Genomic DNA, 23470 nt, shown 5'->3' on the forward strand with positions numbered 1-23470 from the left:
GAGCGAGGGCCCCTGGAATCCGCCGACGGCGCGTTCCAGGGGCCCTCGCTCGTGACGGGCGCCACCAACCCCCGCAAGCAGTCACAGCCCTGTCCTGCAGCCGCGGCCCGGCCAAGTAGCCGCAGCCCCCGAAAGCACTTACTGCTCCTGGAGCAGGGGGTGGCTGCCCGTGTTCGTCGGTGCGTGCTCCGGCAGCCACAGCACGGCGACCGCGCCCTCGGCCGGAATGTGCTCCGGGGCGCCCGCCGGGCGGACGTTGCGGAAGGTCAGCCGGGCGCCGAGGACGCGGGCCTGGCCGGCCGCGATGGTCAGGCCGAGGCCGTGGCCGTGCCCGGCGCGGTCCCTGCTGCCGGTGCGGAAGCGGCTCGGACCCTCGGCGAGCAGGTCCTCGGGGAAGCCCGGGCCGTGGTCGCGCACCCGGATGACCCGGCCCTCCACGGTCACCTCGATCGGCGGCCTGCCGTGCCGGGCGGCGTTGGCGAGCAGGTTGAACAGCACCCGCTCCAGGCGCCGCGGGTCGGTCGTCACCTCCGACTCGTGCACCACGCGCACCTCGACGTCCGGGTCCTTGGCCGCCACCCGCCGGGCGACGAACTCGCCCAACAGGATGTCCTGCAGCTCGGCCCGCTCGGAGGCGCCGTCGAGCCGGGCCACCTCCAGCACGTCCTCGACCAGCGTGCGCATGGCCTTCGCACGGTCCAGGACCAGCTCCGTCGGCCGGCCGGGCGGCAGCAGCTCGGCCGCCGTCAGCAGCCCGGTCACCGGAGTGCGCAGCTCGTGCGCGATGTCCGCCGTGACCCGGCGCTCCGCCTCCAGCCGCTGCCGCAGCGCGTCCGCCATCGCGTCCACCGCGCGCGCGAGGTCGTCGGTCTCGTCCCGTACGACACCACCCATGGCGTCCCGGACCCGTACGTCCGTCTCACCCTTGGCGACCTGGTTGGCCGCGGTCGCCGCCTTGCGCAGCCGGCCCGACAGCTGACCCCCTATCAGCACGCCCAGCGCGCTGCCGCCGAGGACGACCGCGATGGAGCCGATGACCAGCGCCTGGTCGAGGTCGTTGAGGATGTTCGTGCTGCGGTCGGTGAAGTGCGTGTGCAGGGACAGCACATGGCCGTCCTTGACCGGCACGGCCGCCCAGATGTCGGCCAGCTTGTCCGTGTGGTCGCTCACATACGTCGCCCGCCGGCCCTGGTCGACCTTCTCCCGCAGCGCGGGCGGCAGCTCCGGATCGTCGATCTTGACACCGGGGAAGTTCGTCCGCCCCGACAGCTCGTAGTTCCGCTGGGCGATCTGGACCCGCTCGATGGCCAGGTCGCGCGCGTTGTCGAGCATCGACACCCGCGCGGCGTTGTGCACGACCAGGCTCAGCGCGACCGCCACCAGCGCGCCGACCAGCGCGATGGCCGCGCTGAGCTTCCACCTCAGCCCCGTACGGATCTCCGCGTGCTCCAGGCGCCGAGGGAGCAGGCGCCGTGTGATCCCCCGCATGGCCACTCCACTCAGGCCTTCAGCTTGTAGCCGAAGCCGCGGACCGTCTCGATGCGGTCCTGGCCGATCTTCGTACGCAGCCGCTGCACATGGACGTCGACCACGCGCGTGTCGCCGCCCCAGCCGTAGTCCCACACCCGCTCGAGGAGCTTGTCGCGGGACAGGACCGTGCCCGGCGCGGAGGAGAACTCGAGGAGCAGCCGCATTTCGGTGGGGGTGAGCGCCACCGGCCGGCCGTCCCGGCGCACCTCCATCCCCTCGGTGTCGACCTCCAGGTCGCCGAAGGTCAGCACCCCGCCGTCCACCGCCGGGGAGTGCTCCCCGGGCCGGACGCCGCCGGCGTGCCCGAAGCGGCGCAGCACCGCGCGGATCCGGGCGACCAGGACGGCCCCGTCGAACGGCTTGGTCACATAGTCGTCGGCGCCCGCCTCCAGGCCCAGAACCACGTCGATCGAGTCGGCGCGCGCGGACAGCATGATCACCGGCACCGTCGACTCGTCGCGGATGCGGCGGCACAGGCTGACGCCGTCGAGGCCGGGGACCATGACGTCCAGCAGCGCGATGTCGGGCCGCCGGGCCCGGAACTCCTCCAGGCCCGACAGCCCGTCGGGCATGGCCGTGACCGCGAAGCCGCTGCGCTCCAGAGCGAGCTGTGTGGCCTCACGGATGACGTCGTCGTCCTCGACGAACAGGACGTGGGTCTGCTCTGCCATCCCGGTGCTCTCAGTCCTCGTGTGCTTCTCGTCGTGCGTTGCGATGGAGTGCGCTCATTGCGGTGGGGTGCGCTCATGGAGACGGGGTGCGTCATCGAGCGGTGCGAGTGCGCTCACTGAGTGGACGCGTCCGCCGCCGGACGCGTTCACCCTCTGCCTGACCGGGCGGACCCCGTACGTCAGCTGTCGGGGGCCGGCGCCGTGTCACCCCCGACGGCCTGGCTGTACTCGTTGCGCGTGCTGAACTCCTTGATGAACCGGCCCGCGGCGGACCAGCGGTAGGTGATCACGTCCTCGCCGGACGGGCTCGAGACCGGGTCGCCCTTCTCGTACACCTGCTTGGTCACCACGAGGTCGCCGCGGTCGATCTCGGCGTAGACCGGGGGTTCCTCGGCCTTGAAGACGTTCTCGTACCCGCTGCCCTGCTCGCGGTACACGTAGGCGCCCACACCCACCGCGTCCCCGCAGGTCAGCACGTTGACGACGATGTCGTCGACGGAGTTCCCGGTCAGATCGCCGTACGACACGTCGACGGGGTACTCGTCGGCCACGCACGGTTCCAGCGCCCGCTTGACCGCGGCCGAGACCTGCGGGTCCTGCTCGATGAGCCGGACCGCGTCCACCCGCTCGGCCCGGACGGTGGGGCTGAGGGAGGGGGTGACGGCGGGACTCACCACCGAGTCGGCATGGGCCGGGCCCTCGTCACGCGCCCCGGTCCCCCCGGTGCCGCAGGCGGACACCAAAAGGGCGAGGGCGGCGAGCACGACCACCGCCGTACTCACCGCCTGGACGGTGTCCTGGGCCAGGACGGACCCAGGGCCGGTGTCCCTGCCGGTCAGGCCGCGCAACGCTCCCGCTCCTCACGCTCCAGCGCGCGTGCGTCCAGATCGCGGACCTCCAACTCCTGGCGGAGCCGGGCGAGCGCCCGGTGCAGCGTGCTCTTGACCGTACCCGCGGACATGCCGAGGGCGGCGGCCGTCTCCTCCGTGGACATCTGCTCCCAGTGTCGCAGCACGACGACACTGCGCTGCTTGGGGGCGAGGACTTTCATGACGTCCATCAGGAGCGCGCGGTCGGCGTGCTGCTCGGTGGAGTCCTCGACCGAGGCGTCGGGCAGCTGCTCGGTGGGGACCTCCTCCAACTTCCGGGCCCGCCACCACTCGGTACGCGTGTTGATCATCACCCGGCGCAGGTAGGCGTCCGCGAGCCGCTTGTCGGCGATGCCCTCCCAACGGCCGTACGTCCGTACGAGTGCCGTCTGGAGCAGGTCCTGGGCGTCGACCGGGTCCGGCACCAGCCGGCGCGCACTGCGCAGCAGCGCGTCCTGCCGGGTGCGCACGTACTCCTCGAACCCGAGCACCTCTCCCTGCGCCATGTCCAACCGCCTCCGATCCCCGTTTTCCGGCCCGTCTGCCGCCGGTCTTCACATCTGTGAGCGGACGGGCTGTGGTCGGCAGCCGCCCGGTGCCTGTCGGCACGCGATCGAAGGTACGGAGGTGTTGTCACGGCGCTGTCCGAAGCAGCCTGCGGTCAGCACTCGGCTGTGCGTCGGTTGTGTAACGGAAGCGGTAACAGGGTGATCCAGGGCTCCGATCAGCGTACTTTTGCGACAATTTGGGAGGGTGGGCGGCGCGCGGGAGCGTGACACGCACGCCCGCGGCGCCCCCAGGAGCCGTCACCCGCCTGTGAGGTGACCGTATGTCAGGTCAGCGGCAGCCGGTACAACCCGCCCGGCAGCGGCTCCACCAGGCCGTCCGCGACGAGTCCGTCCAGCGCCCGGGCCCGCTGGACCGGCTCGTGCCAGACCCGGTCGAGCACCGTCTGCGGCACCGGCGTGTGCGCCTCGCGCAGCACGGCGAGCAGCTTGCCGCGGACCTGCCGGTCGGTGCCGGCGTACGTCTGTCCCCGGCGGGGCGGTCCCTCGTGCGCGGGCTTGCCCGCCAGCCGCCAGGCGCAGTGCGCGGTGATCGGACAGCGCGCGCACGACTCGTTCTTCGCCGTGCACACCAGCGCGCCGAGTTCCATGGAGGCGGCGGCCCATCGAGCCGCGGTCCGCTCGTCCTCGGGCAGCAGGGCGCGGGCCAGGCGGCGCTCGGCGGCGGTGGTGGCGTTCGGCGGGTACTGCACGCCGGTGACCGCGCGGGCCAGCACCCGGCGGACGTTGGTGTCCAGGACGGCGTGCCGCTGGCCGTAGGCGAAGGAGGCGACCGCCGCGGCCGTGTACTCGCCGATGCCCGGCAGGGCGAGCAGCTGCGCGTGCTCGGTGGGTACGTCGCCACCGTGCCGTTCCGTTATGGCGACCGCGGCGCCGTGCAGGCGCAGGGCGCGGCGCGGGTAGCCGAGCCGGCCCCAGGCGCGGACGGCCTCGCCCGGCGCCTCCTTGGCGAGGTCGGCGGGGCGGGGCCAGCGCTCGAGCCACTGCTCGTAGACCGGCAGCACACGGCTGACCGGCGTCTGCTGCAGCATGAACTCGCTGACCATCACGCCCCAGGCGCCGGCGTCGGGGCGCCGCCAGGGCAGGTCGCGGGCGTGGGTGTCGAACCAGGTGATGACCGGGGTGTGCAGGGTCTGGCCGAGGGGCGTGCCGGAGGCCTCGGGGTCGACGGGCAGGTCGGTGCCCGGCCGGGCGCCGGTGGCGGGGGCCGGAGTGTCGGAGCTGCTGTGCGGGGGCAGTGTGGGCGCAGTCATGGCGCTTCCGATCCTGCCACGTGGGGGTGGACGGCCGTGTGACCCGCGCGGGCCGGTGTCGTCACCGATCGTGTTCGTGCGGCTACGGAATCCGTAAGAGGGGTCACGCGTAAGGGGGTTGCCGGAATGATGATCCGGAAAAGTTGTGGTCACAGCGGCGGGTGGCGCAGGGGAAAGCGGCGATCTCTCGTACAGTTTGGGCCGTGGGATCTCTGCGCAATCCGGTCGGTCCGCTTCCCGCCTCCATCTACTGGCGACGGAGGGTCCTACTGCTGTCCGCGGTCGCCCTGTTGGCGCTGCTGACCGCCTGGATCTTCACCCTGGGCGGCGGGGACCGCAAGAACAACGGCGGCACATCGAACGGCAAGCACCCCGCGCCCTCGACCATCACGCCGGGGCCCTCCGGATCGGGTCCCGCGATCAGTGAACACCCGGGCGGCCGTGACGAGTCCGGCGGCGGGGACTCCAGCGGGTCGGACTCCGGATCCGGCGACACCGGCGACACCGGCGACACCGGCGGCTCCGACGGCACGAGCGGGGGCGGCCCCGGGTCCGGCGGGGCGGCCGGCGGCGAGGACGGCGGCGCCAAGGGCGGCGGCGGTACGGGTCCCGCACTGCCGGTCGGCAGCACGCTGCCCAACTGCACCCCGGGGGCGGTGAAGTTGGCGCTGCGCAGCGTGCACAACTCCTACGCTCCCGGGCAGACACCCACGTTCGAACTGATCGCCAGGAACTCCTCCGGCAGGGACTGCAAGGTCGACCTCGGGCCGAAGACCGCGGTGGTGACGGTCAGCCAGTCCGACAGCAGTGCCGCCTACTGGTCCTCGGCCGACTGCCCGAAGACGGCCGGAAGCCGGCTGTACCGGGTGCCGGCGGGCAGCGGCATCACGTACACCGTCGAGTGGGACCGCAGGCCGAGCGCCGCGCAGTGCGCGACGCCCCCGGCCGGGTCGGCCCGGGCGGGCACCTACCTGGTGGAGGCGAAGGTGCCGGGCTACGACAAGCTGCGGACGTCGTTCGTGCTGTCGGAGGACTGAGTCCCGCCGCCTGCCGGACACGGCACACGGCGCCGGGGCTCAGACGTACCGCTCCAGGATCGACGACTCCGCCAGCCGGGACAGGCCCTCGCGGACGCTGCGCGCCCGCGCCTCGCCCACGCCGTCCACCGTCTGCAGGTCGTCGACGCTCGCGGCGAGCAGCTTCTGCAGCCCGCCGAAGTGCTCGACCAGGCGGTCGATGATGGCGCGGGGCAGCCGGGGCACTTTGGCCAGCAGGCGGAAGCCGCGCGGGGAGACCGCCGAGTCGAGGGTCTCGGGGGAGCCGGTGTAGCCGAGCGCCCGGGCCACGGTGGACAGTTCGAGCAGCTCGGCGTGGGAGAGCTTGTCGAGCTCCAGCAGCGCCTCGTCGACCGTGCGGGAGCGCTTGGCGGTGGGCTCGGGGACGTAGTCCCGCACGACCAGTTCCCGCTCGGGCTCCACGCCGGCGATCAACTCGTCCAGCTGGAGGGCGAGAAGGCGGCCGTCGGTGCCCAGTTCCACCACGTACTCGGCGATTTCGGTGGCGATCCGGCGCACCATCTCCAGGCGCTGCGCGACCGCCGAGACGTCCCGGACCGTCACCAGGTCCTCGATCTCCAGCGCGGACAGTGTGCCGGCCACCTCGTCCAGGCGGAGCTTGTAGCGCTCCAGGGTGGCCAGGGCCTGGTTGGCGCGGGAGAGGATCGCCGCGGAGTCCTCCAGGACACGGCGCTGGCCGTCGACGTAGAGGGCGATGAGCCGCATGGACTGCGAGACGGAGACCACGGGGAAGCCGACCTGCTTGCTCACCCGGTCCGCCGTACGGTGCCGGGTGCCCGTCTCCTCGGTGGGGATCGTGGGGTCCGGCACCAGCTGTACGCCCGCCCGCAGGATCTTCGACAGGTCCGAGGAGATCACGATGCCGCCGTCCAGCTTGCACAGCTCCCGCAGCCGCGTCGCCGTGAACTCGACGTCCAGGACGAAACCGCCCGTGCACATCGTTTCCACGGTCTTGTCGGAGCCGAGCACGATGAGCCCGCCGGTGTTGCCGCGGAGCACCCGCTCGAGGCCGTCCCGCAGCGCCGTACCGGGCGCCACGGCGCTCAGGGAAGCGCGCATCAGGCCATCGGCGCCGGAACTCCCGCCGGACTTTCCGGGAGCTGCTGCCCGGTCGTTGGCTGCCACTGCACTCCTCCGGTCGCAGGTACTTCAGGCGCTCCCGTATCGCACCTCGGTTCGTACGGACGGGCGGGACCAGGGCAAAGTCTACCGGCGGTCCTCCTGCTCCCGTGGGGCCTCTCGGCGACGGGAGCGCGGCAGGACCCGCAGCGCATCCCCGATGTCGGCGACTTCCAGGACCTTCATCCCCGACGGAATCCTTCCCGGGTCGCCCGGCACGAGCGCGTGCGTGAAGCCCAGGCGGTGGGCCTCCGCGAGCCGGCGCTGCACGCCCGTGACCCGCCTGACCTCACCCGCCAGACCCACCTCGCCGATCGCGACGAGGTTCTTCGGCAGCGGGGTGTCACTCGCGGCCGACGCCAGCGCCAGGGCGACGGCGAGGTCCGCGGCCGGCTCGGACAGCTTCACGCCGCCGACCGTCGCCGAGTAGATGTCCCGCTTGCCCAGCGCGCTGATCCGGCCCCGCTGCTCCAGCACGGCCAGCATCATCGAGACCCGGGAGGTCTCCAGGCCCGACGTCGTACGGCGCGGGGAGGGGATCTGGGAGTCGACGGTGAGCGCCTGCACCTCGGCGACCAGGGGGCGGCGGCCCTCCAGGGTGACGGTCAGGCAGGTGCCGGGCACCGGCTCGTCGCGGCGGGTCAGGAACAGGCCGCTGGGGTCGGCCAGACCCGTGATGCCCTCGTCGTGCAGCTCGAAGCAGCCGACCTCGTCCGTCGCGCCGTAGCGGTTCTTGACGCCGCGGACCAGGCGCAGGCGCGCGTGCCGGTCGCCCTCGAAGTGCAGGACGACGTCCACCAGGTGCTCCAGCAGACGCGGGCCCGCGATCGCGCCGTCCTTGGTGACATGGCCCACCAGGAGCGTGGACATCCCGCGCTCCTTGGAGGCGCGGATCAGCGCCCCCGCCACCTCCCGCACCTGTGCCATGCCGCCGGGTGCGCCGTCGATCTCGGGGGAGGCGACCGTCTGCACCGAGTCGAGGACGAGCAGGGAGGGCTTGACCGCGTCCAAGTGGCCGAGGACGGCAGACAGGTCGGTCTCGGCGGCCAGATACAGGTGGTCGTCGATGGCGCCGATGCGGTCGGCGCGCAGGCGGACCTGGCTCGCCGACTCCTCGCCCGTGACGTACAGCGTGCGGTGCTCGTCGCTCGCGGACTTGGCCGCCACGTCCAGCAGCAGCGTGGACTTGCCGACGCCGGGCTCGCCCGCGAGGAGGACGACGGCACCGGGGACCAGCCCGCCGCCGAGGACGCGGTCGAGCTCGGGCACGCCGGTGGTACGGGCGGTGGCCTGGCGGCCGTCGACCTGGCCGATGGGCACGGCGGAGGTGGTGACCCGGCCCGGCGCCGTCGTACGGACCGCGGGCGCGCCGTACTCCTCGACCGTGCCCCAGGCCTGGCACTCGGGGCAGCGGCCGAGCCACTTGGCCGTCTGCCAGCCGCACTCCGTGCAGCGGTAGGACGGGCGGTCCTTGGCGGTCTTGGTACGGGCAGCCATGGAGAAACCGTAACCGTCGGCACCGACAACACGGTCTGCCCCTTATGAGGGATCGTTTCACCCGTACGAATTAAAAGTGCTCAAGGGACAAGTGCGGACGATCCCGCGCCGCATACGGTCGTACGGGTGATGAGCAGCAGTCCGGACACCACGACCCGCACGACCGGTGCGCACCGGACGCACCGGACGCACCGCGAAGCGCGCGACCGCGCCGCCGCGCGCACCCTGGCGCAGCGCCCGTCCGCGCCCTACGAGCCGTACCTCGACGGCCTGTTCACCTACTGCCTGTCCGTGCTCTGCGACCACGACGCGGCGACCGCCGCCCTCGCCGACGCACTGGCGTCCGCCGAGCGGCGCGGGCAGCGCGGACCCGGGACCGCGGGCGAGCACCGGGCCTGGCTGTACGCACTGGTCCGCTGGGCGTGCCTGCGCAAGCTGGCCGAGGCCAGGCAGGAACGCCGGAGCACGCACGCCGCGGACCGCGACGACGACCGGCACGGGCGCGTGCGGCCCGCGGCCCCGCCCGTCTCCGACGAGGTCCAGCGGGAGCGGCGGCGCGAACTCGCCCTGCTCGCCTGGCCGGAGGCCGCCGGCACCACCCCGGAGCAGCGCGAGGCGCTGGAACTCGCCGTACGCCACCACCTCGCCGCCCACGAGGTCGCCGCCGTCCTCGGCCTGAACCTCGCCGCGACCCGGGAGCTGCTCGCCGCGGCCGCCTGCGAGGTGGAGCGCACGCGCGCGGCGCTCGCCGTCGTCGAGACCGGCACCTGTCCGAGCGTGTCCCGCCTGACCGGCGACGACCAGGTGGTGCTCGGCGCGGCACTGCGGCGCGAGCTCGTTCGGCACGTCGACGACTGTCCGCGCTGCCGCCGCACCGCCGGGCGCGCCCTGCCCGGCCGGTGGCCCGGCGCCACCGTCACCCCCGCCGAGCTGCCCGTCCTCACGACGCCCCGCGCGGCCCTGCACACGGCGCTGGCGCACCACCCGCGCGCGCGGAGCACCGCCCCCCGCTTCGACCGGCGCGGCTTCCCCATGGACCCCAAGGACCGCGCGGCCCGCAGGGACCGGCTGCGCGCGCGTGCCGTCACGACGACCGTGGTGGCCACCGTGGTGGCCGCCCCCGCGCTGGCCCTGTGGGCCGCCTACCGGGGTGCCCCCACCGGCGAGGGCACCGGAAACCCCTCCGCCACCGCGCACGAGGCGCACGACCCGGGCGCCCCGGGCGACGAGGCGGCGGGCAGCGGGTACGAGAACACCGGCAACGCGGCCCCCGGACCCGACACCCGCTTCGACAGGGGCGGCGGACCCGATGTCTCCGTGGAGGTCGTCAGCGTCACCGGCGCCGGCCACCAGGACGGCCATCTGGCGGTGACCGCCGCCGGCGACGGCGACACCACACTGATCACACTCGCCGCCTCCGGCCCCGGGCCGGTCCGCTGGTCGGCCTCCACCGGGGCGTCCTGGCTCTGGCTGAGCCGCACATCGGGAACCCTGAAGCCCGGAGAGTCGTTGACGATCAAGGTGTACGTCGACCACCTGCGTGAGCCGTCCGGCCACTGGAGCGCGCGCGTGGCGATCGCGCCGGCCGGCGCCGTCGTCTCCATCGACGGCCACGGCACCGCGCCCGGCCCCTCGAACCCCGGCCCCACTTCTCCGGCCGGCCCGTCACCGACCCCCGACCCGCATCCCGCGCCGGTCCGGTCCGACCCCGGGAGCCCCACGAGCCCCCCGGCCGCCCCACCGTCGTCCGATCCGGCGCCGACCCCGGCCGAGCCCACCCCACCCGACCCGGACGGGCACCCCCCGGCACCCGAGGACAGCGACGACCCGAGCAGCCCGAGCCCGCCGGACGGCCCCCAGGGCAGTCCCAGTCAGGCCCGGCCCTTCTCATGAGCCGGACCAGTTGGACCAGCCGGACCAGTTGGACCAGCCGGACCAGTTGGACCAGCCGGAGCGACCGGAGCGGCAGGATCGGCCGGATGCGGTGCCACCAGCGGCAGCTCCGAGGCCAGACGCTCCTCGCACAGCTCGACCAGACGGTCGTAGCCGGCCTTGCCCATCAGCTCGGTCAGCTCGGCCCGGTAGGAGACGTACACCGGCTCGCCCGCGCCGTGCGCCGACGTCGCCGAGGTGCACCACCAGTGCAGGTCGTGTCCGCCAGGCCCCCAGCCCCTGCGGTCGTACTCGCCGATCGACACCTGCAGCACACGGGTGTCGTCGGGCCGGTCGATCCACTCGTAGGTCCGCCGGATCGGCAGCTGCCAGCACACGTCCGGCTTGGTCTCCAGCGGCTCGCGGCCCTCCTTCAGCGCCAGGATGTGCAGCGAGCAGCCCATGCCGGCGGGGAAGCCGGGCCGGTTCTGGAAGATGCACGACCCCTGGAACCGGCGGGTCTGCCGGGAGCCCTCCTCGTCCTCCGAGATCCAGCCGTCGGCCGTGCCCTCGGCATGGTTCTGCCAGATGTCCGGTGTGAGCCTCGCCACGTGCTCGGCAACCCGCTTCTCGTCGTCCTCGTCCGAGAAGTGGGCGCCCAGCGTGCAGCACCCGTCGTCCGCGCGGCCCGCCTCGATGCCCTGGCAGCCGCTGCCGAAGATGCAGTTCCAACGGGAGGTCAGCCATGTCAGATCACAGCGGAAGACCTGCTCGTCGTCCGCCGGATCCGGGAACTCCACCCACGCGCGCGCGAAGTCGAGCCCCTTCTCGTCGGCTTCCGGACCGCGCTTCTTCGGCCTCACCGCTTTCACCCGGTTCGCCGGGTTCACCGGGTCCGCCGGGTTCGCCGATTTATCGGTCTTCGCCTTTTTCGTCTTTGGCACCCGTCCAGGGTAAGTCGCCGGACAGCGCGGCCGGGACCGCCCCGGCCAGGGCATCCGGGCCGGACGACGTCCCAGGTCGCAGTAGCGTTCCGTACATGAGACTCGGTGTTCTCGACGTGGGTTCGAACACGGTGCACCTGCTGGTGGTCGACGCGCACCCCGGCGCCCGCCCGCTGCCCGCGCACTCGCACAAGGCCGAGCTGCGCCTCGCCCAACTCCTCGACGAGGGCGGTGCGATCGGATCCGACGGCGTCGACAGACTCGTCGCGGTGATCCACGAGGCACTCCGGGCCGCCGAGGACAAGGGCGTCGAGGACCTGCTGCCGTTCGCGACCTCCGCCGTGCGCGAGGCGGGCAACGCCGACGACGTCCTCGCGCGCGTGCAGGCCGAGACCGGCGTCGCGCTCCAGGTGCTCAGCGGCGCGGAGGAGGCCCGCCTCACCTTCCTCGCCGCCCGCCGCTGGTTCGGCTGGTCGGCGGGGAAGCTGCTGGTCCTGGACATCGGCGGCGGCTCGCTGGAGATCGCCTACGGCATCGACGAGGAGCCCGACGCGGCCGTGTCACTGCCGCTCGGCGCGGGCCGGCTCACCGCCGCCTGGCTGCCCGGCGACCCGCCCGACCCCGAGGACGTCAGGGCGCTGCGCCGTCATGTGCGCACCGAGATCGCACGGACCATCGGCGAGTTCAGCCGGTTCGGCGTCCCCGACCACGTCGTCGCCACCTCCAAGACGTTCAAGCAGCTCGCCCGACTGGCCGGCGCCGCCCGCTCCACCGAGGGCCTGTACGTCCAGCGCGAACTGAAACGCGAGTCCCTGGAGGTGTGGGTGTCCAGGCTCTCCGGCATGACGAACGACGAGCGCTGCGAACTCCCCGGCGTCTCCGACGGCCGAGCGGGCCAGCTCCTGGCCGGCGCGCTGGTCGCCGAGGGCGCGATGGACCTGTTCGGAGTGGAGCGCCTGGAGATATGCCCGTGGGCGCTGAGGGAGGGAGTAATCCTGCGGCGCCTCGATCACATGGGCCCGGCGTAGAGATGCAAGGGGGGCGGGGACTGTGCGACAGACCACAAGGGACCCGCACTCGCCCATGACGAACACCACAACGGCGAACGGGCACCCCGCGTCACCCAACCACACCCCGTAACCTGTCCCTCGTGGTGGAACCCGTTCGCATCCCGGATGTGAAGGTCGCCCTGTCGACGGCCTCCGTCTACCCGGAGTCGACGGCGACGGCCTTCGAGGTCGCCGCGCGCCTGGGATACGACGGGGTCGAGGTCATGGTGTGGACCGACCCCGTCAGCCAGGACATCGAGGCGCTGCGCAGGCTCAGTGACTACCACCGGATCCCGATCCTCGCCGTGCACGCCCCCTGCCTGCTGATCACACAGCGGGTGTGGTCCACCGACCCCTGGACCAAGCTCCAGCGCGCGAGAGCGGCAGCCGAGAAGCTCGGCGCGAGCACGGTCGTGGTCCACCCGCCGTTCCGCTGGCAGCGTCAGTACGCCCGTGACTTCGTCGCCGGCGTCTGGCGCATGGCGAACGAGACCGATGTGCGATTCGCCGTCGAGAACATGTACCCGTGGCGCTACCGCGACCGCGAGATGCTCGCCTACGCCCCCGACTGGGACGTCACCAAGGACGACTACCGCCACTTCACGATCGACCTCAGCCACGCCGCGACGGCCCGCGCCGACGCGCTGCAGATGCTCGACCGCATGGGCGACCGGCTCGGACACGTGCACCTCGCCGACGGCAGGGGTTCGGCGAAGGACGAGCACCTGGTGCCCGGCCGCGGCTCCCAGCCCTGCGCCGAGGTGCTGGAACGTCTCGCCCTGTCCGGTTTCGACGGCCATGTCGTCATCGAGGTCAACACCCGCCGTGCCATGTCCAGCGCCGAGCGCGAGGCCGACCTCGCCGAGGCCCTGGCCTTCACCCGGCTGCACCTGGCCTCGGCGGTGCGGGTGCCCCGGCGATGACCGGCACCACCGCCCGGCGCCGCGGCCGCCCCCGCCGTGAGGAGGCCGCCGACACCCGCGACCGCATCCTGACCGTCGCCCGCGAGGAGTTCTCCGAGCACGGCTACGAGAAGACCTCCGTGCGCGGCATCGCCAAGGCCGCCGGGGTCGACTCGGCCCTCGTACACCACTACTTCGGCACCAAGGAGCAGGTGTTCGAGGCGGCGGTCGCGGTCATCTTCGCCCCCGCCCTGAACGCCCCGGACGCACTCGCCGACGCCCCTCCGGACGATGTGGGCGAGCGCCTGACCAGGTTCTTCTTCGGCATCTGGGAGAACCCGGCCACCCGTACGCCCCTGCTGGCGGTCGTCCGCTCCGCGCTGACCAACGACACCGCGGCCGCCGTCTTCCGCCGGCTGATCGCCTCCCAGCTGCTGCGCCGCATCGCCGGCCGGCTCGACCTGCCCGACGCGGAGCTGCGCGCCGAGCTCGCCGCCGCCCAGCTGGTGGGGTGCGCGATCCTGCGGTACGTGATCAGGCTGGAGCCGCTGGCGTCGGCGGACGCGGAGCAGATCGTCGCGCGGCTGGCACCGGTGGTGCAGGGGCACCTCACGGGCCCCTGAGCCGACCCCTCCGCGGAACCGTGAGCACGGCCCGCCCCGCGGCCCCTGCCCCGCGGCCCCCACCCCGCCGTTCCCGAGACACGCGTCCCGTATGGCGGACGCCGCGTCCCGATCCCTGGATGACCGGCGTACGCTCGACTGCGTCAGTACCCTGCCAGGACTGCCCGGAGTCCCGGCGGAACGTCCCGAAGGTCCCGAAGGAGCGAGCGACGATGCCCGAGCTGAGGTCCCGCACAGTCACCCACGGCCGCAACATGGCGGGCGCCCGTGCCCTGATGCGCGCCTCCGGTGTACCCGGTGCGGACATCGGCCGGAAGCCGATCGTCGCGGTCGCCAACAGCTTCACCGAGTTCGTGCCCGGCCACACCCACCTGCAGCCGGTCGGCCGGATCGTCAGCGAGGCGGTCCGCGAGGCGGGCGGCATCCCGCGCGAGTTCAACACCATCGCCGTCGACGACGGCATCGCGATGGGCCACGGCGGCATGCTCTACTCGCTGCCCTCCCGCGACCTGATCGCGGACAGCGTCGAGTACATGGTCGAGGCCCACTGCGCCGACGCCCTGATCTGCATCTCCAACTGCGACAAGATCACCCCGGGCATGCTGATGGCCGCCCTGCGCCTGAACATCCCGACGGTCTTCGTCTCCGGCGGCCCGATGGAGTCCGGCCGGGCCACCCTGGTCGACGGCACGGTCCGCACCCTCGACCTGGTCGACGCGATCTCCGATGCCGTGAACGACCAGGTCTCCGACGAGGACATCCTCCGCATCGAGGAGAACGCCTGCCCGACCTGCGGCTCCTGCTCCGGCATGTTCACCGCCAACTCGATGAACTGCCTGACCGAGGCGATCGGCCTCGCCCTGCCCGGCAACGGCTCGGTCCTGGCCACCCACACGGCCCGCAAGGCGCTGTACGAGGACGCGGCCCGCACGGTGATGGACATCACCCGCCGTTACTACGAGCAGGACGACGAGACGGTCCTGCCGCGCAACGTCGCCACCTTCGCTGCCTTCGAGAACGCGATGGCCCTGGACATCGCGATGGGCGGCTCGACCAACACGATCCTGCACCTGCTGGCCGCCGCCCAGGAGGCCGGCGTCGCCTTCGGCCTGGAGGAGATCGACGCCGTCTCTCGCCGCGTCCCCTGTCTGGCGAAGGTCGCCCCCAACGTCGCCAAGGACCGCACGTACTACATGGAGGACGTGCACCGCGCCGGCGGCATCCCCGCCCTGCTCGGCGAGCTGCACCGCGCGGGCCTGCTGAACGAGGACGTGCACGCGGTCCACAGCCCCTCCCTCGCGGACTGGCTCAAGACCTGGGACGTGCGCGCCGGCTCCCCGTCCCCCGAGGCGGTCGAACTGTGGCACGCGGCCCCCGGCTGCCGGCGCTCGGCGGAGGCCTTCTCCCAGTCCGAGCGCTGGGAGGCCCTGGACACCGACGCCGAGAACGGCTGCATCCGCTCCGTCGAGCACGCCTACTCCAAGGACGGCGGCCTGGCGGTCCTCAGGGGCAACCTGGCCGTGGACGGCTGTGTGGTGAAGACCGCGGGCGTCGACGAGTCCATCTGGACCTTCGAGGGCCCGGCGGTCGTCTGCGAGACGCAGGAGGAGGCCGTCCAGAAGATCCTCACCCAGCAGGTCGAGGAGGGCGACGTCGTCGTCATCCGCTACGAGGGCCCCAAGGGCGGCCCCGGCATGCAGGAGATGCTCTACCCGACCTCGTACCTGAAGGGCCGCGGCCTGGGCAAGAGCTGCGCGCTGATCACGGACGGCCGCTTCTCCGGCGGCACCTCGGGCCTGTCCATCGGCCACGCCTCCCCGGAGGCGGCCTCCGGCGGCACGATCGCGCTCGTCGAGGACGGCGACCGCATCCGCATCGACATCCCGAACCGCACCATCGAGCTGCTCGTCGACGACGCGGAACTGTCCCGCCGCGAGCAGGCGCTGAACGGCGTGTACGCCCCGAAGGAGCGCGACCGCAAGGTCTCGGCGGCCCTGCGGGCCTACGCCGCGATGGCCACCAGCGCGGACAAGGGCGCCGTCCGGGACGTCTCGAAGCTGGGCTGACCCGCGCAAGACCCGTCCGGGCCTGTGGGGCCGTCTCTTGGGAGGCGGCCCCTCGGCGTGTCACCAGGGCTGTGACCAGGGCTGTGACCAGGGCTGTCACCAGGACGACGGGTCGCGGCCGTCCACGGCGAAGACTGTGCCGTCCGGGGCGCCGACGTAGACATGACTGTCGACGACCACGGGTGCGGGCAGCGCCGCCACGACCCGGTCCGCGTGCTCGCCGAGCCGCGGCCGGGTCTGGCCGACGATCCGCCCGGTGCGGGCGCCGACCGCCAGCAGCCGGCCGTCACCGGCGAGGAAGTACACGTGGTCGGCGTCGGCCGCCGGCGCCGAACCGCGGCTGACGGCCGTCTCCAGCCGCCACCGCACCTTCCGCGCCGCCAGGTCGACCGCGTCCAGCGAGCCACCGCCGCCCAGCAGGTGGACCACGTCGCCGTGCACACTCGCCTGCACCGTGTCGCGCGGCACCGGCAGCGGGACCCGGACCGACGCCCCGGACGCCGGGGTGTAGCGGACCACGGCGTTCACCCGGCCGAAGGCCGCCTCCTCGGAGAGCAGGACGAGGGAGCCGTCCCGGCTGCCCACAGGCGTCAGCAGCCCGCGCAACCGCGCCTCCCAGCGCACCTCGCCCGTCGCCGGGTCCACCGCGACGACCCGCGTGGACGACCCGTCGGCCGACGCGCTCACCGCGTACGCCAGCGGATCACCGGCGAACGAGGAGAAGTGGGGAAGCGGCAGGTCCGGCACCCGCCGGCTCCACCTGGTCCCGCCCGACCCCGCGTCCACCCCGCGCACCAGCCCGTCGGCGCCGGTGAGCAGCAGCATGCCGCCGACGGACCGTACCCCGCTGTACGCCGGAACGTCCCGCTGCCAGCGCGGCCTGCCCGAATCCGGATCCAGGGCCTCCAGTCGCCGCCCGTGATCCGTCATCGGCTGCACCAGGCCGCCCGCGACGACCGGCGGCACGTTGGTGAGCACCTTGGGGACGGAGTGCCGCCACAGCAGGCCTCCGTCCGCCGGATCGAGGGCGTAGACCAGCCCCGGCCGCGCACAGAACAGCTTCCCGGCCCCGTACGAACACCGGGGCGCACCCTGGCTCCCGGACACGGACGTCGCCACCCACCCGGAGAACGCGGCCGACGTGGCTCCGGGCAGAGTGGTCTCCAGGGCCGAGCCGTTCATCGTGGGGCCGCCGTCGAGCAACTGGACCGAGGCGAGCCCGCCGCCGACGACCAGTCCCAGCGCCCCGGCGGCCAGAGCGAGCCGCCTGGAGCGCGGGCGCCGCCCGGCCCGCCGCTCGGTACGGCCCTCCGGCGTGCCCGGGGCCTCCCCGGCGCGGGACCCGGACGGCGACGCGCGATCACCGTCTTCGCCGAGGGCTCCGGAGAGCTCGTGCGTCCGCTGTTCCGGTATGAACATTTGTGTGTCGTACGACGCCGCCACCGACCGCAGTTCCCGCATCAGCTCGTCCGGCGTGGGCCGGTCCTCGGGCTCCTTGGCCAGGCAGCGCAGCACGAGCGGCGCCAGGTCCTCCGGTACGCCGGTCAGGTCGGGCTCGTCGTGCACGACCTGGTAGGCGACGACGTACGGGCTGTCGGAGTCGAACGGCCCGCGCCCGGTCGCCGCGTGCACCAGCACGGATCCGAGCGCGAAGATGTCGGCGGCCGGACCGACCTCCCGCGGCCGGCGGAACTGCTCGGGCGCCATGAAGGGCGGCGTACCGATCAGCTTGCCGGTCTCGGTGCGCAGTTCGCTGTCCTTCGGGCGGGAGATGCCGAAGTCGATGACTTTCGGCCCGTCCTCGGCGAGCAGTACGTTGCTCGGTTTGAGATCCCGGTGGACGACGCCCACCCGGTGGATGTCGCGCAGCGCCTCGGCGAGCCCGGCCATCAGCCGCCGCAACTGGGCGGGAGCCATGGGACCGTTCCGCTTCACCTCGTCCGAGAGGGTGGGTCCGGGAATGAACAGGGTGGCCATCCAGGGCCGTTCGGCCTCCGGGTCGGCGTCGACGACGGGCGCGGTGAACGCGCCGCTGACCCTGCGGGCCGCCGCCACCTCCTGCCGGAACCGCCCCCTGAACTCGGGGTCCCTGGCGAACTGGGCGTGTACGACCTTCACCGCGAGCTTCAGCCCCGAGGTGCTGCGGGCCAGATGCACTACGCCCATGCCACCGGAGCCCAGACGCGACTCCAGATGGTAGTGACCGGCGTACTCCGGAAGTTCCGCTTCCGCGCCCGCTCCGGTATTGCGCTGTGGCGTCATGGACCACCCCCGTGCTGTTCGTTCGCGCGCGCGACGGACGCTCGGAGCCTAGTCGATGACTCGAACGGGACCGAGGCGGCTTGCTGGTGATCGAGTGCGAATTGCGCACATGTGTTTCGTGGCGCGTTTGCGGGGAATGAACGGGGTCCCATGGGGGTCATGGGGTGGGAACGGGGGAGGTTTCTCATGTCTGTCGACCGTGCCGAAAAGCGTGCCGAGGAGCGTGCCGGGGAGGCCGGCGGCGCCGCGGCGGCGGAGACCGTCGCGACCGCGGCGGCCGTGAAGTACTACCCGGTGGCGCCGGGCGTCCAACTCAACGTCCGCAGCGGCCCCGGCACCGGCTACAGCGTCGTCCGCGTTCTGCCCGCGGGCGCCTCCGTGCCGATCTACTGTCAAACGCCGGGTACGACGGTGTCGGGCTACTACGGCACCTCGAAGATCTGGGACAACATCGGCACCGGCCAGTACGTCTCCGACGCGTACGTCTACACCGGCAGCGACGGCTACGTGGCCGGCCGCTGCGGCTGATCCCGGACGGAGCCCGCGGACACCCGGGAGACATAATCGAGCCGTGAGCGACGACAACGGCACCCCGGGCACCCCCGCGGGCTCCACGGCGGCCTCCACAGGTCCCCGCCCCGAGCCCCTCCGCTTCTTCGGCACCACCTGGGTGGACCGCGACGGCGGCTACACCGCCCGCCGCATCGGCGTCGCCGTCGGCTCACTCGCCGCGGCCGTCGCCGCGTGCTTCGTGCTCCGCTTCGCCTACCAGGGGCTCCAGCTCGCCGACTCGGGCTCCTTCGTGATGCTCCTGGTCGTCGTGATGTTCGCGGTGTGCAGCGCGCTCGCCTTCGGCCACACCTGGGAGCGCTTCGGCAAGCGCCCCGACCCCGACCGCCAGGCCTCCCTGCGCGGCCTGCTCGCCATCGGCTTCGTCGGCTCCCTCCTCGCCTACTTCTTCCGCTCGCTCATCGAGGCCCCCGGCGAGAAGCTGCACCGCGAGGAGTACCAGCGCGCCCGCGAACAGCACGAACGCCGCACCACCCGCCGCTCGGGCAACCCCTCGAAGAAGCGCCGCCGCTCCTGACCCGGCGCACCCCTTTCCCGAGCCGGGGACGATCCCCGTACCCCACTTGACGGCACCCTTGTCGCGCGCCTTAATCATCACATGATGAATATTGTGTCGGGCCCACCCGACCCGCACGCGCATGCCGTCCGTGCCGAAGCGCTCACCGTCGTCCGGGGCCCGCGCACGGTCCTACGGGGCCTCGACTTCACCGTCCCGCGCGGCCGCATCACCGGCCTGCTCGGCCCCTCCGGCTGCGGCAAGTCCACCCTCATGCGCGCGATCGTCGGCACCCAGGCCAAGGTCGGCGGCACCCTGGAGGTCCTCGGCCTCCCCGCCGGCCACGCCACCCTCCGCAACCGCATCGGCTACGTCACCCAGGCCCCCTCCGTCTACGACGACCTGACGATCCGCCAGAACCTCGAATACTTCGCCGCCATCCTCGACCCGGGCCGTGCCGCCGCCGAACGCCGCCGGGACCACGTCAGCCGCGCCATCGCCGACGTCGACCTCACCGCCCACTCCGACGCCCTCGCCGGCAACCTCTCCGGCGGCCAGCGCAGCCGCGTCTCCCTCGCCGTCGCCCTCCTCGGCACCCCCGAACTGCTCGTCCTCGACGAACCGACCGTCGGCCTCGACCCCGTCCTGCGCCGCGACCTGTGGAACCTCTTCCACGACATCGCCGCCACCCGCGGCGCCACCCTCCTCGTCTCCTCCCACGTCATGGACGAGGCCGAGCGCTGCCACCGCCTCCTGCTCATGCGCGAGGGCAAGATCCTCGCCGACGACACCCCGGAAGCACTCCGCTCCCGCACCGGCGCCGAAACCGTAGAGGCGGCCTTCCTGCACCTGGTCGACGAGGCGGTCGCCACAGGCCGCGCCAAGGAGACGGCACGATGACCACGACCACCGCACCCACCGCAGCCACCACACCCACGGCACCCCGCGCCCTGAGCGTCGCCCGCACCACCGCCACCGCCGGCCGAGTGCTGCGCCAGCTCCGCCACGACCCCCGCACCATCGCCCTGATGCTGCTGGTCCCCTGCCTGATGCTGGTCCTGCTGCGCTACGTCTTCGACGGCAGCCCGCGCACCTTCGACAACATCGGCGCCTCGCTCCTCGGCATCTTCCCGCTGATCACCATGTTCCTGGTGACCTCCATCGCCACCCTGCGCGAACGCACCTCCGGCACCCTCGAACGCCTCCTCGCCATGCCGCTGGGCAAGGGCGACCTCATCGCCGGCTACGCCCTCGCCTTCGGAGCCCTGGCGATCATCCAGTCCGCCCTGGCCACGGGCCTGGCACTGTGGCTCCTCGGCCTGGACGTCACCGGATCGCCCTGGCTGCTCCTGCTGGTCGCCCTGCTCGACGCCCTCCTCGGCACCGCACTCGGCCTCTTCGTCTCCGCCTTCGCCGCCTCAGAATTCCAGGCGGTCCAGTTCATGCCGGCGGTGATCTTCCCCCAGCTCCTCCTCTGCGGCCTGTTCACCCCCCGACCCGACATGCACCCCGCCCTGGAAGCGATCTCCGACGTCCTCCCCATGTCCTACGCCGTCGACGCCATGAACGAGGTCCTGCGCCACACCGACGTGACGACCACCTTCGTCCGCGACGTACTGATCGTGGCCGGCTGCGCCCTGCTGGTCCTCGGCCTGGGAGCGGCCACCCTCAGGCGGCGCACCGCATAGCCCGTACGGAGCCGGAAGGCGTTCCGCCAGCCGGACAGCCCGCCCGCACCCCCCACCGCCGGTGCGAGGATGAAAACATGAGCCAGAAAGTCGCAGTCCTCGGCACCGGCAAGATCGGCGAAGCCCTGCTCAGCGGAATGATCCGAGGCGGCTGGACCCCCGCCGACCTGCTGGTCACCGCCCGCCGCCCCGAACGGGCCGAAGAACTCCACGCCCGCCACGGAGTCACCCCGGTCACCAACCCGGAAGCAGCGAAGACCGCCGACACCCTGATCCTCACCGTCAAGCCCCAGGACATGGGTGCCCTCCTCGACGAACTCGCCCCGCACGTCCCCGCCGACCGCCTGGTCGTCAGCGGCGCGGCGGGCATCCCCCTCTCCTTCTTCGAGGAGCGCCTGGCCCCCGGCACCCCGGTCGTCCGCGTCATGACGAACACCCCCGCCCTCGTCGACGAGGCCATGTCCGTCATCTCCGCCGGCACCCACGCCACCGCCGAGCACCTCGCCCACGCCGAGGAGATCTTCGGCTCCTTCGGCAAGACGCTCCGCGTCCCCGAGTCCCAGCAGGACGCCTGTACCGCCCTGTCCGGCTCGGGCCCGGCCTACTTCTTCTACCTGGTCGAGGCCATGACCGACGCCGGCATCCTCCTCGGCCTGCCCCGCGACAAGGCCCACGACCTGATCGTCCAGTCCGCGATCGGCGCCGCGGTGATGCTCCGCGACAGCGGGGAGCACCCTGTGAAACTCCGCGAGAACGTCACCTCCCCGGCCGGCACCACGATCAACGCCATCCGCGAACTGGAGAACCACGGCGTACGCGCCGCCCTCATCGCCGCGCTGGAAGCCGCCCGCGACCGCAGCCGCGAGCTGGCCTCCGGCAACAGCTGACCACACCGCTGGGCGGTCGGCGGGTCGCTCCTCAGGAGGGCAGCAGCCCGATCGCCCGGTACGCCGCGTCCACCCTCGGCCGCGCCATCTCCCTGGCCTTCTCCGAGCCCGCCCGCAACACCCCCTCCACATACGCGGGATCCGCGCACAGCTCCCTGTGCCTTGCCTGTACCGGCCTCAGAACCTCGACCACGGCCTCCGCGGTGTCCTTCTTCAAAGCGCCGTACGACTCATATACACCGCTCAGGTCCTCCGGGTTCCCACCCTCACAGGCCGCCAGAATCTCCAGCAGATTCGCGACCCCGGGCCGCTCCTGCCGGTCGTAGACCACATCCCGCCCGCTGTCGGTCACCGCCCGCATGACCTTCTTCCGCACGACCTCCGGCTCGTCCAGCAGATAGACGATGCCCGGCCCGGAGTCGTCCGACTTCCCCATCTTCGACGTCGGCTCCTGCAGGTTCATCACCCGCGCCGCCACCTTCGGATGGGTCGCCTTCGGCACCACGAACGTGTGCCCGTACCGCTGGTTGAACCGCACCGCCAGATCACGGGTCAGCTCCACGTGCTGCGTCTGGTCGTCCCCGACCGGCACCTCGTCCGTGCCGTACGCCAGGATGTCCGCGGCCATCAGCACCGGATACGTCAGCAGCGACAGCCGCACGCTCCCGCCCCGCTGCTGCTCCCGCGCGGCCTTCTCCTTGTACTGGACCATCCGCCGCATCTCACCGTCGGTGGCCACACACTCCAGCAGGTACGACAGTCGGGCGTGCTCGTCCACATGGCTCTGCACGAACACGGTGCACCGCTCCGGATCGAGCCCCGACGCCAGCAGCAGCGTCGCCGCCTGCCGGCTGAGCCTGCGCACGCGCGCGGGGTCGTGGTCCACGGTCAGCGCATGCAGGTCGACGATGCAGAACAGCGCCTCCGACCGGTGCTGGTCCATCTCGGCCCACCGCCGCATGGCGCCCAGGTAGTTCCCCAGCGTCAGGTGACCGGTCGGCTTGATCCCACTGAAGACCCGTGTCATCTCCACTCCATCTCCTGGTCGAGGCCGCCGTCCCCGGCCGGCCGCCCCTCGGAGTTCTGGAGGAGATACGAGAACGGCCGCCGAGGCGGCGGCCGTTGTAGTGCATACGTGAGTACGGCCGCCGTCAGGCGGCCCACCACTGCTGGGTGCACGTATGCGTCGTCACGTCCACGAGAGTACGCCCCTGGGATGGCGTCCGGCCATGAGTTGACACAACCCCTCTGGGTATGTAGTGTTCTCCGACGTTGCCCGATGTGAGAGCCGACTCCGGTCGGTCCCCGGCAGCCTTTCCGCAGTACCACCCTTTACTCGACGACAGTCGTGCTCATTGGCGTGCGTATTCACGGAATGAGGAATTCGCATCCGAAAGGATGCAGCCCCCGATTCGCACGGGAGCAGGGAATCCGCTAAAGTCTCACTCGTCGGAACGGCCCAACGGCCGTGATGACAAACCCCGCTGACTGGGGATCAGGTCGGAAAAGGATCTGGTAGAGTCGGAAACA

The 23470-nt window shown here is 72.4% G+C and carries 21 protein-coding genes; 11 read left to right on the forward strand and 10 right to left on the reverse strand.

The genetic code is table 11. The features are described 5' to 3' along the window. Nucleotides 1-138: 138 nt before the first annotated feature. The 5 genes from cseC to DEP02_RS20215 form a co-directional block, all read right to left on the reverse strand. On the reverse strand, nt 139-1488 hold the full coding sequence (cseC, locus tag DEP02_RS20195) for a two-component system sensor histidine kinase CseC (RefSeq protein ID WP_112469091.1): 1350 nt from the start codon (nt 1486-1488) through the stop codon (nt 139-141). 11 nt (nt 1489-1499) lie between these two features. Beyond that, a complete protein-coding gene (gene cseB, locus DEP02_RS20200; protein WP_112469092.1) occupies nt 1500-2201 on the reverse strand; it encodes a two-component system response regulator CseB in 702 nt (233 codons plus the stop codon). Nucleotides 2202-2380: 179 nt separating this feature from the next. After that, nucleotides 2381-3049 carry a hypothetical protein gene (locus DEP02_RS20205; RefSeq protein ID WP_112469093.1) on the reverse strand — a complete coding sequence of 223 codons (669 nt, stop codon included), beginning with the start codon at nt 3047-3049 and terminating at the stop codon, nt 2381-2383. After that, a complete protein-coding gene (locus DEP02_RS20210; RefSeq protein ID WP_112469094.1) occupies nt 3037-3576 on the reverse strand; it encodes a SigE family RNA polymerase sigma factor in 540 nt (179 codons plus the stop codon). The genes DEP02_RS20205 and DEP02_RS20210 overlap by 13 nt, the downstream gene beginning before the upstream one ends. A gap of 326 nt (nt 3577-3902) precedes the next feature. After that, nucleotides 3903-4889 (reverse strand): HhH-GPD family protein, encoded by a 987-nt coding sequence (locus tag DEP02_RS20215; RefSeq protein WP_232839207.1) that lies wholly within the window; start codon nt 4887-4889, stop codon nt 3903-3905. Nucleotides 4890-5092: 203 nt separating this feature from the next. Between DEP02_RS20215 and DEP02_RS20220 the strand changes: the two genes are divergently transcribed. After that, nucleotides 5093-5926 carry a hypothetical protein gene (locus DEP02_RS20220; protein ID WP_112469095.1) on the forward strand — a complete coding sequence of 278 codons (834 nt, stop codon included), beginning with the start codon at nt 5093-5095 and terminating at the stop codon, nt 5924-5926. A 39-nt stretch (nt 5927-5965) separates the two neighbouring features. Here the strand turns inward: DEP02_RS20220 and disA are convergent, their stop codons facing one another. Further along, nucleotides 5966-7090, reverse strand: a complete 1125-nt coding sequence (gene disA, locus DEP02_RS20225; protein WP_112469096.1) for a DNA integrity scanning diadenylate cyclase DisA — start codon at nt 7088-7090, stop codon at nt 5966-5968. 81 nt (nt 7091-7171) lie between these two features. Continuing rightward, nucleotides 7172-8581 carry a DNA repair protein RadA gene (gene radA, locus DEP02_RS20230; protein ID WP_112469097.1) on the reverse strand — a complete coding sequence of 470 codons (1410 nt, stop codon included), beginning with the start codon at nt 8579-8581 and terminating at the stop codon, nt 7172-7174. Nucleotides 8582-8710: 129 nt separating this feature from the next. On the opposite strand from radA, the gene DEP02_RS20235 reads away from it, so the two are divergent. Beyond that, the gene (locus tag DEP02_RS20235; RefSeq protein WP_112469098.1) at nt 8711-10474 is read left to right on the forward strand and encodes a BACON domain-containing protein; all 1764 of its coding nucleotides are present in this window, start codon (nt 8711-8713) and stop codon (nt 10472-10474) included. On the opposite strand, the gene DEP02_RS20245 is transcribed toward DEP02_RS20235, so the two are convergent. Then, a complete protein-coding gene (locus DEP02_RS20245) occupies nt 10453-11397 on the reverse strand; it encodes a DUF3109 family protein (protein WP_232839208.1) in 945 nt (314 codons plus the stop codon). The two genes, DEP02_RS20235 and DEP02_RS20245, sit on opposite strands and share 22 nt — an antisense overlap. Nucleotides 11398-11492: 95 nt before the next feature. Here DEP02_RS20245 and DEP02_RS20250 point away from each other — a divergent pair, with 95 nt between their 5' ends. The 4 genes from DEP02_RS20250 (at nt 11493) to ilvD (ending at nt 16037) form a co-directional block, all read left to right on the forward strand. Next, a complete protein-coding gene (locus tag DEP02_RS20250) occupies nt 11493-12425 on the forward strand; it encodes a Ppx/GppA family phosphatase (protein ID WP_112469099.1) in 933 nt (310 codons plus the stop codon). A gap of 122 nt (nt 12426-12547) precedes the next feature. Next, nucleotides 12548-13369, forward strand: coding sequence for a sugar phosphate isomerase/epimerase family protein (locus DEP02_RS20255; RefSeq protein ID WP_112469100.1), 822 nt, complete (start codon nt 12548-12550; stop codon nt 13367-13369). After that, nucleotides 13366-13971 carry a TetR/AcrR family transcriptional regulator gene (locus DEP02_RS20260; protein ID WP_112469101.1) on the forward strand — a complete coding sequence of 202 codons (606 nt, stop codon included), beginning with the start codon at nt 13366-13368 and terminating at the stop codon, nt 13969-13971. Before DEP02_RS20255 ends, DEP02_RS20260 begins: the two co-directional genes overlap by 4 nt. A gap of 212 nt (nt 13972-14183) precedes the next feature. Next, complete coding sequence (gene ilvD, locus DEP02_RS20265) at nt 14184-16037, forward strand: dihydroxy-acid dehydratase (RefSeq protein ID WP_112469102.1); 1854 nt, start codon at nt 14184-14186, stop codon at nt 16035-16037. A gap of 96 nt (nt 16038-16133) precedes the next feature. On the opposite strand, the gene DEP02_RS20270 is transcribed toward ilvD, so the two are convergent. Continuing rightward, on the reverse strand, nt 16134-18299 hold the full coding sequence (locus DEP02_RS20270; RefSeq protein WP_112469103.1) for a serine/threonine-protein kinase: 2166 nt from the start codon (nt 18297-18299) through the stop codon (nt 16134-16136). A gap of 186 nt (nt 18300-18485) precedes the next feature. Between DEP02_RS20270 and DEP02_RS20275 the strand changes: the two genes are divergently transcribed. From DEP02_RS20275 to proC, 5 genes are all read left to right on the forward strand, one after another. Further along, nucleotides 18486-18827 carry an SH3 domain-containing protein gene (locus DEP02_RS20275; RefSeq protein WP_112469104.1) on the forward strand — a complete coding sequence of 114 codons (342 nt, stop codon included), beginning with the start codon at nt 18486-18488 and terminating at the stop codon, nt 18825-18827. A gap of 43 nt (nt 18828-18870) precedes the next feature. Then, nucleotides 18871-19386, forward strand: coding sequence for an EamA/RhaT family transporter (locus DEP02_RS20280; RefSeq protein WP_112469105.1), 516 nt, complete (start codon nt 18871-18873; stop codon nt 19384-19386). A gap of 81 nt (nt 19387-19467) precedes the next feature. Beyond that, on the forward strand, nt 19468-20265 hold the full coding sequence (locus tag DEP02_RS20285) for an ABC transporter ATP-binding protein (RefSeq protein ID WP_112469106.1): 798 nt from the start codon (nt 19468-19470) through the stop codon (nt 20263-20265). Further along, the gene (locus DEP02_RS20290; protein WP_112469107.1) at nt 20262-21053 is read left to right on the forward strand and encodes an ABC transporter permease; all 792 of its coding nucleotides are present in this window, start codon (nt 20262-20264) and stop codon (nt 21051-21053) included. Before DEP02_RS20285 ends, DEP02_RS20290 begins: the two co-directional genes overlap by 4 nt. A 77-nt stretch (nt 21054-21130) precedes the next feature. Next, a complete protein-coding gene (gene proC / locus DEP02_RS20295; protein WP_112469108.1) occupies nt 21131-21940 on the forward strand; it encodes a pyrroline-5-carboxylate reductase in 810 nt (269 codons plus the stop codon). Nucleotides 21941-21971: 31 nt separating this feature from the next. Here the strand turns inward: proC and trpS are convergent, their stop codons facing one another. Next, nucleotides 21972-22967 carry a tryptophan--tRNA ligase gene (gene trpS / locus DEP02_RS20300; protein ID WP_112469110.1) on the reverse strand — a complete coding sequence of 332 codons (996 nt, stop codon included), beginning with the start codon at nt 22965-22967 and terminating at the stop codon, nt 21972-21974. Nucleotides 22968-23470 lie beyond the last annotated feature (503 nt).

Origin of the sequence: Streptomyces triticisoli (assembly GCF_003270085.1) — a bacterium.
Lineage (GTDB): Bacteria > Actinomycetota > Actinomycetes > Streptomycetales > Streptomycetaceae > Streptomyces > Streptomyces triticisoli.

Excerpts from the sequence above, each read along its gene's own strand:
- cseC (WP_112469091.1), bottom strand. The coding sequence starts at position 1,488 with ATGCGGGGGATCACACGGCGCCTGCTCCCTCGGCGCCTGGAGCACGCG.
- cseB (WP_112469092.1), bottom strand. The coding sequence starts at position 2,201 with ATGGCAGAGCAGACCCACGTCCTGTTCGTCGAGGACGACGACGTCATC.
- DEP02_RS20210 (WP_112469094.1), bottom strand. The coding sequence starts at position 3,576 with ATGGCGCAGGGAGAGGTGCTCGGGTTCGAGGAGTACGTGCGCACCCGG.
- DEP02_RS20215 (WP_232839207.1), bottom strand. The coding sequence starts at position 4,889 with ATGACTGCGCCCACACTGCCCCCGCACAGCAGCTCCGACACTCCGGCC.
- radA (WP_112469097.1), bottom strand. The coding sequence starts at position 8,581 with ATGGCTGCCCGTACCAAGACCGCCAAGGACCGCCCGTCCTACCGCTGC.
- DEP02_RS20235 (WP_112469098.1), top strand. The coding sequence starts at position 8,711 with ATGAGCAGCAGTCCGGACACCACGACCCGCACGACCGGTGCGCACCGG.
- DEP02_RS20250 (WP_112469099.1), top strand. The coding sequence starts at position 11,493 with ATGAGACTCGGTGTTCTCGACGTGGGTTCGAACACGGTGCACCTGCTG.
- DEP02_RS20260 (WP_112469101.1), top strand. The coding sequence starts at position 13,366 with ATGACCGGCACCACCGCCCGGCGCCGCGGCCGCCCCCGCCGTGAGGAG.
- ilvD (WP_112469102.1), top strand. The coding sequence starts at position 14,184 with ATGCCCGAGCTGAGGTCCCGCACAGTCACCCACGGCCGCAACATGGCG.
- DEP02_RS20270 (WP_112469103.1), bottom strand. The coding sequence starts at position 18,299 with ATGACGCCACAGCGCAATACCGGAGCGGGCGCGGAAGCGGAACTTCCG.
- DEP02_RS20275 (WP_112469104.1), top strand. The coding sequence starts at position 18,486 with ATGTCTGTCGACCGTGCCGAAAAGCGTGCCGAGGAGCGTGCCGGGGAG.
- DEP02_RS20285 (WP_112469106.1), top strand. The coding sequence starts at position 19,468 with ATGATGAATATTGTGTCGGGCCCACCCGACCCGCACGCGCATGCCGTC.
- DEP02_RS20290 (WP_112469107.1), top strand. The coding sequence starts at position 20,262 with ATGACCACGACCACCGCACCCACCGCAGCCACCACACCCACGGCACCC.
- proC (WP_112469108.1), top strand. The coding sequence starts at position 21,131 with ATGAGCCAGAAAGTCGCAGTCCTCGGCACCGGCAAGATCGGCGAAGCC.
- trpS (WP_112469110.1), bottom strand. The coding sequence starts at position 22,967 with ATGACACGGGTCTTCAGTGGGATCAAGCCGACCGGTCACCTGACGCTG.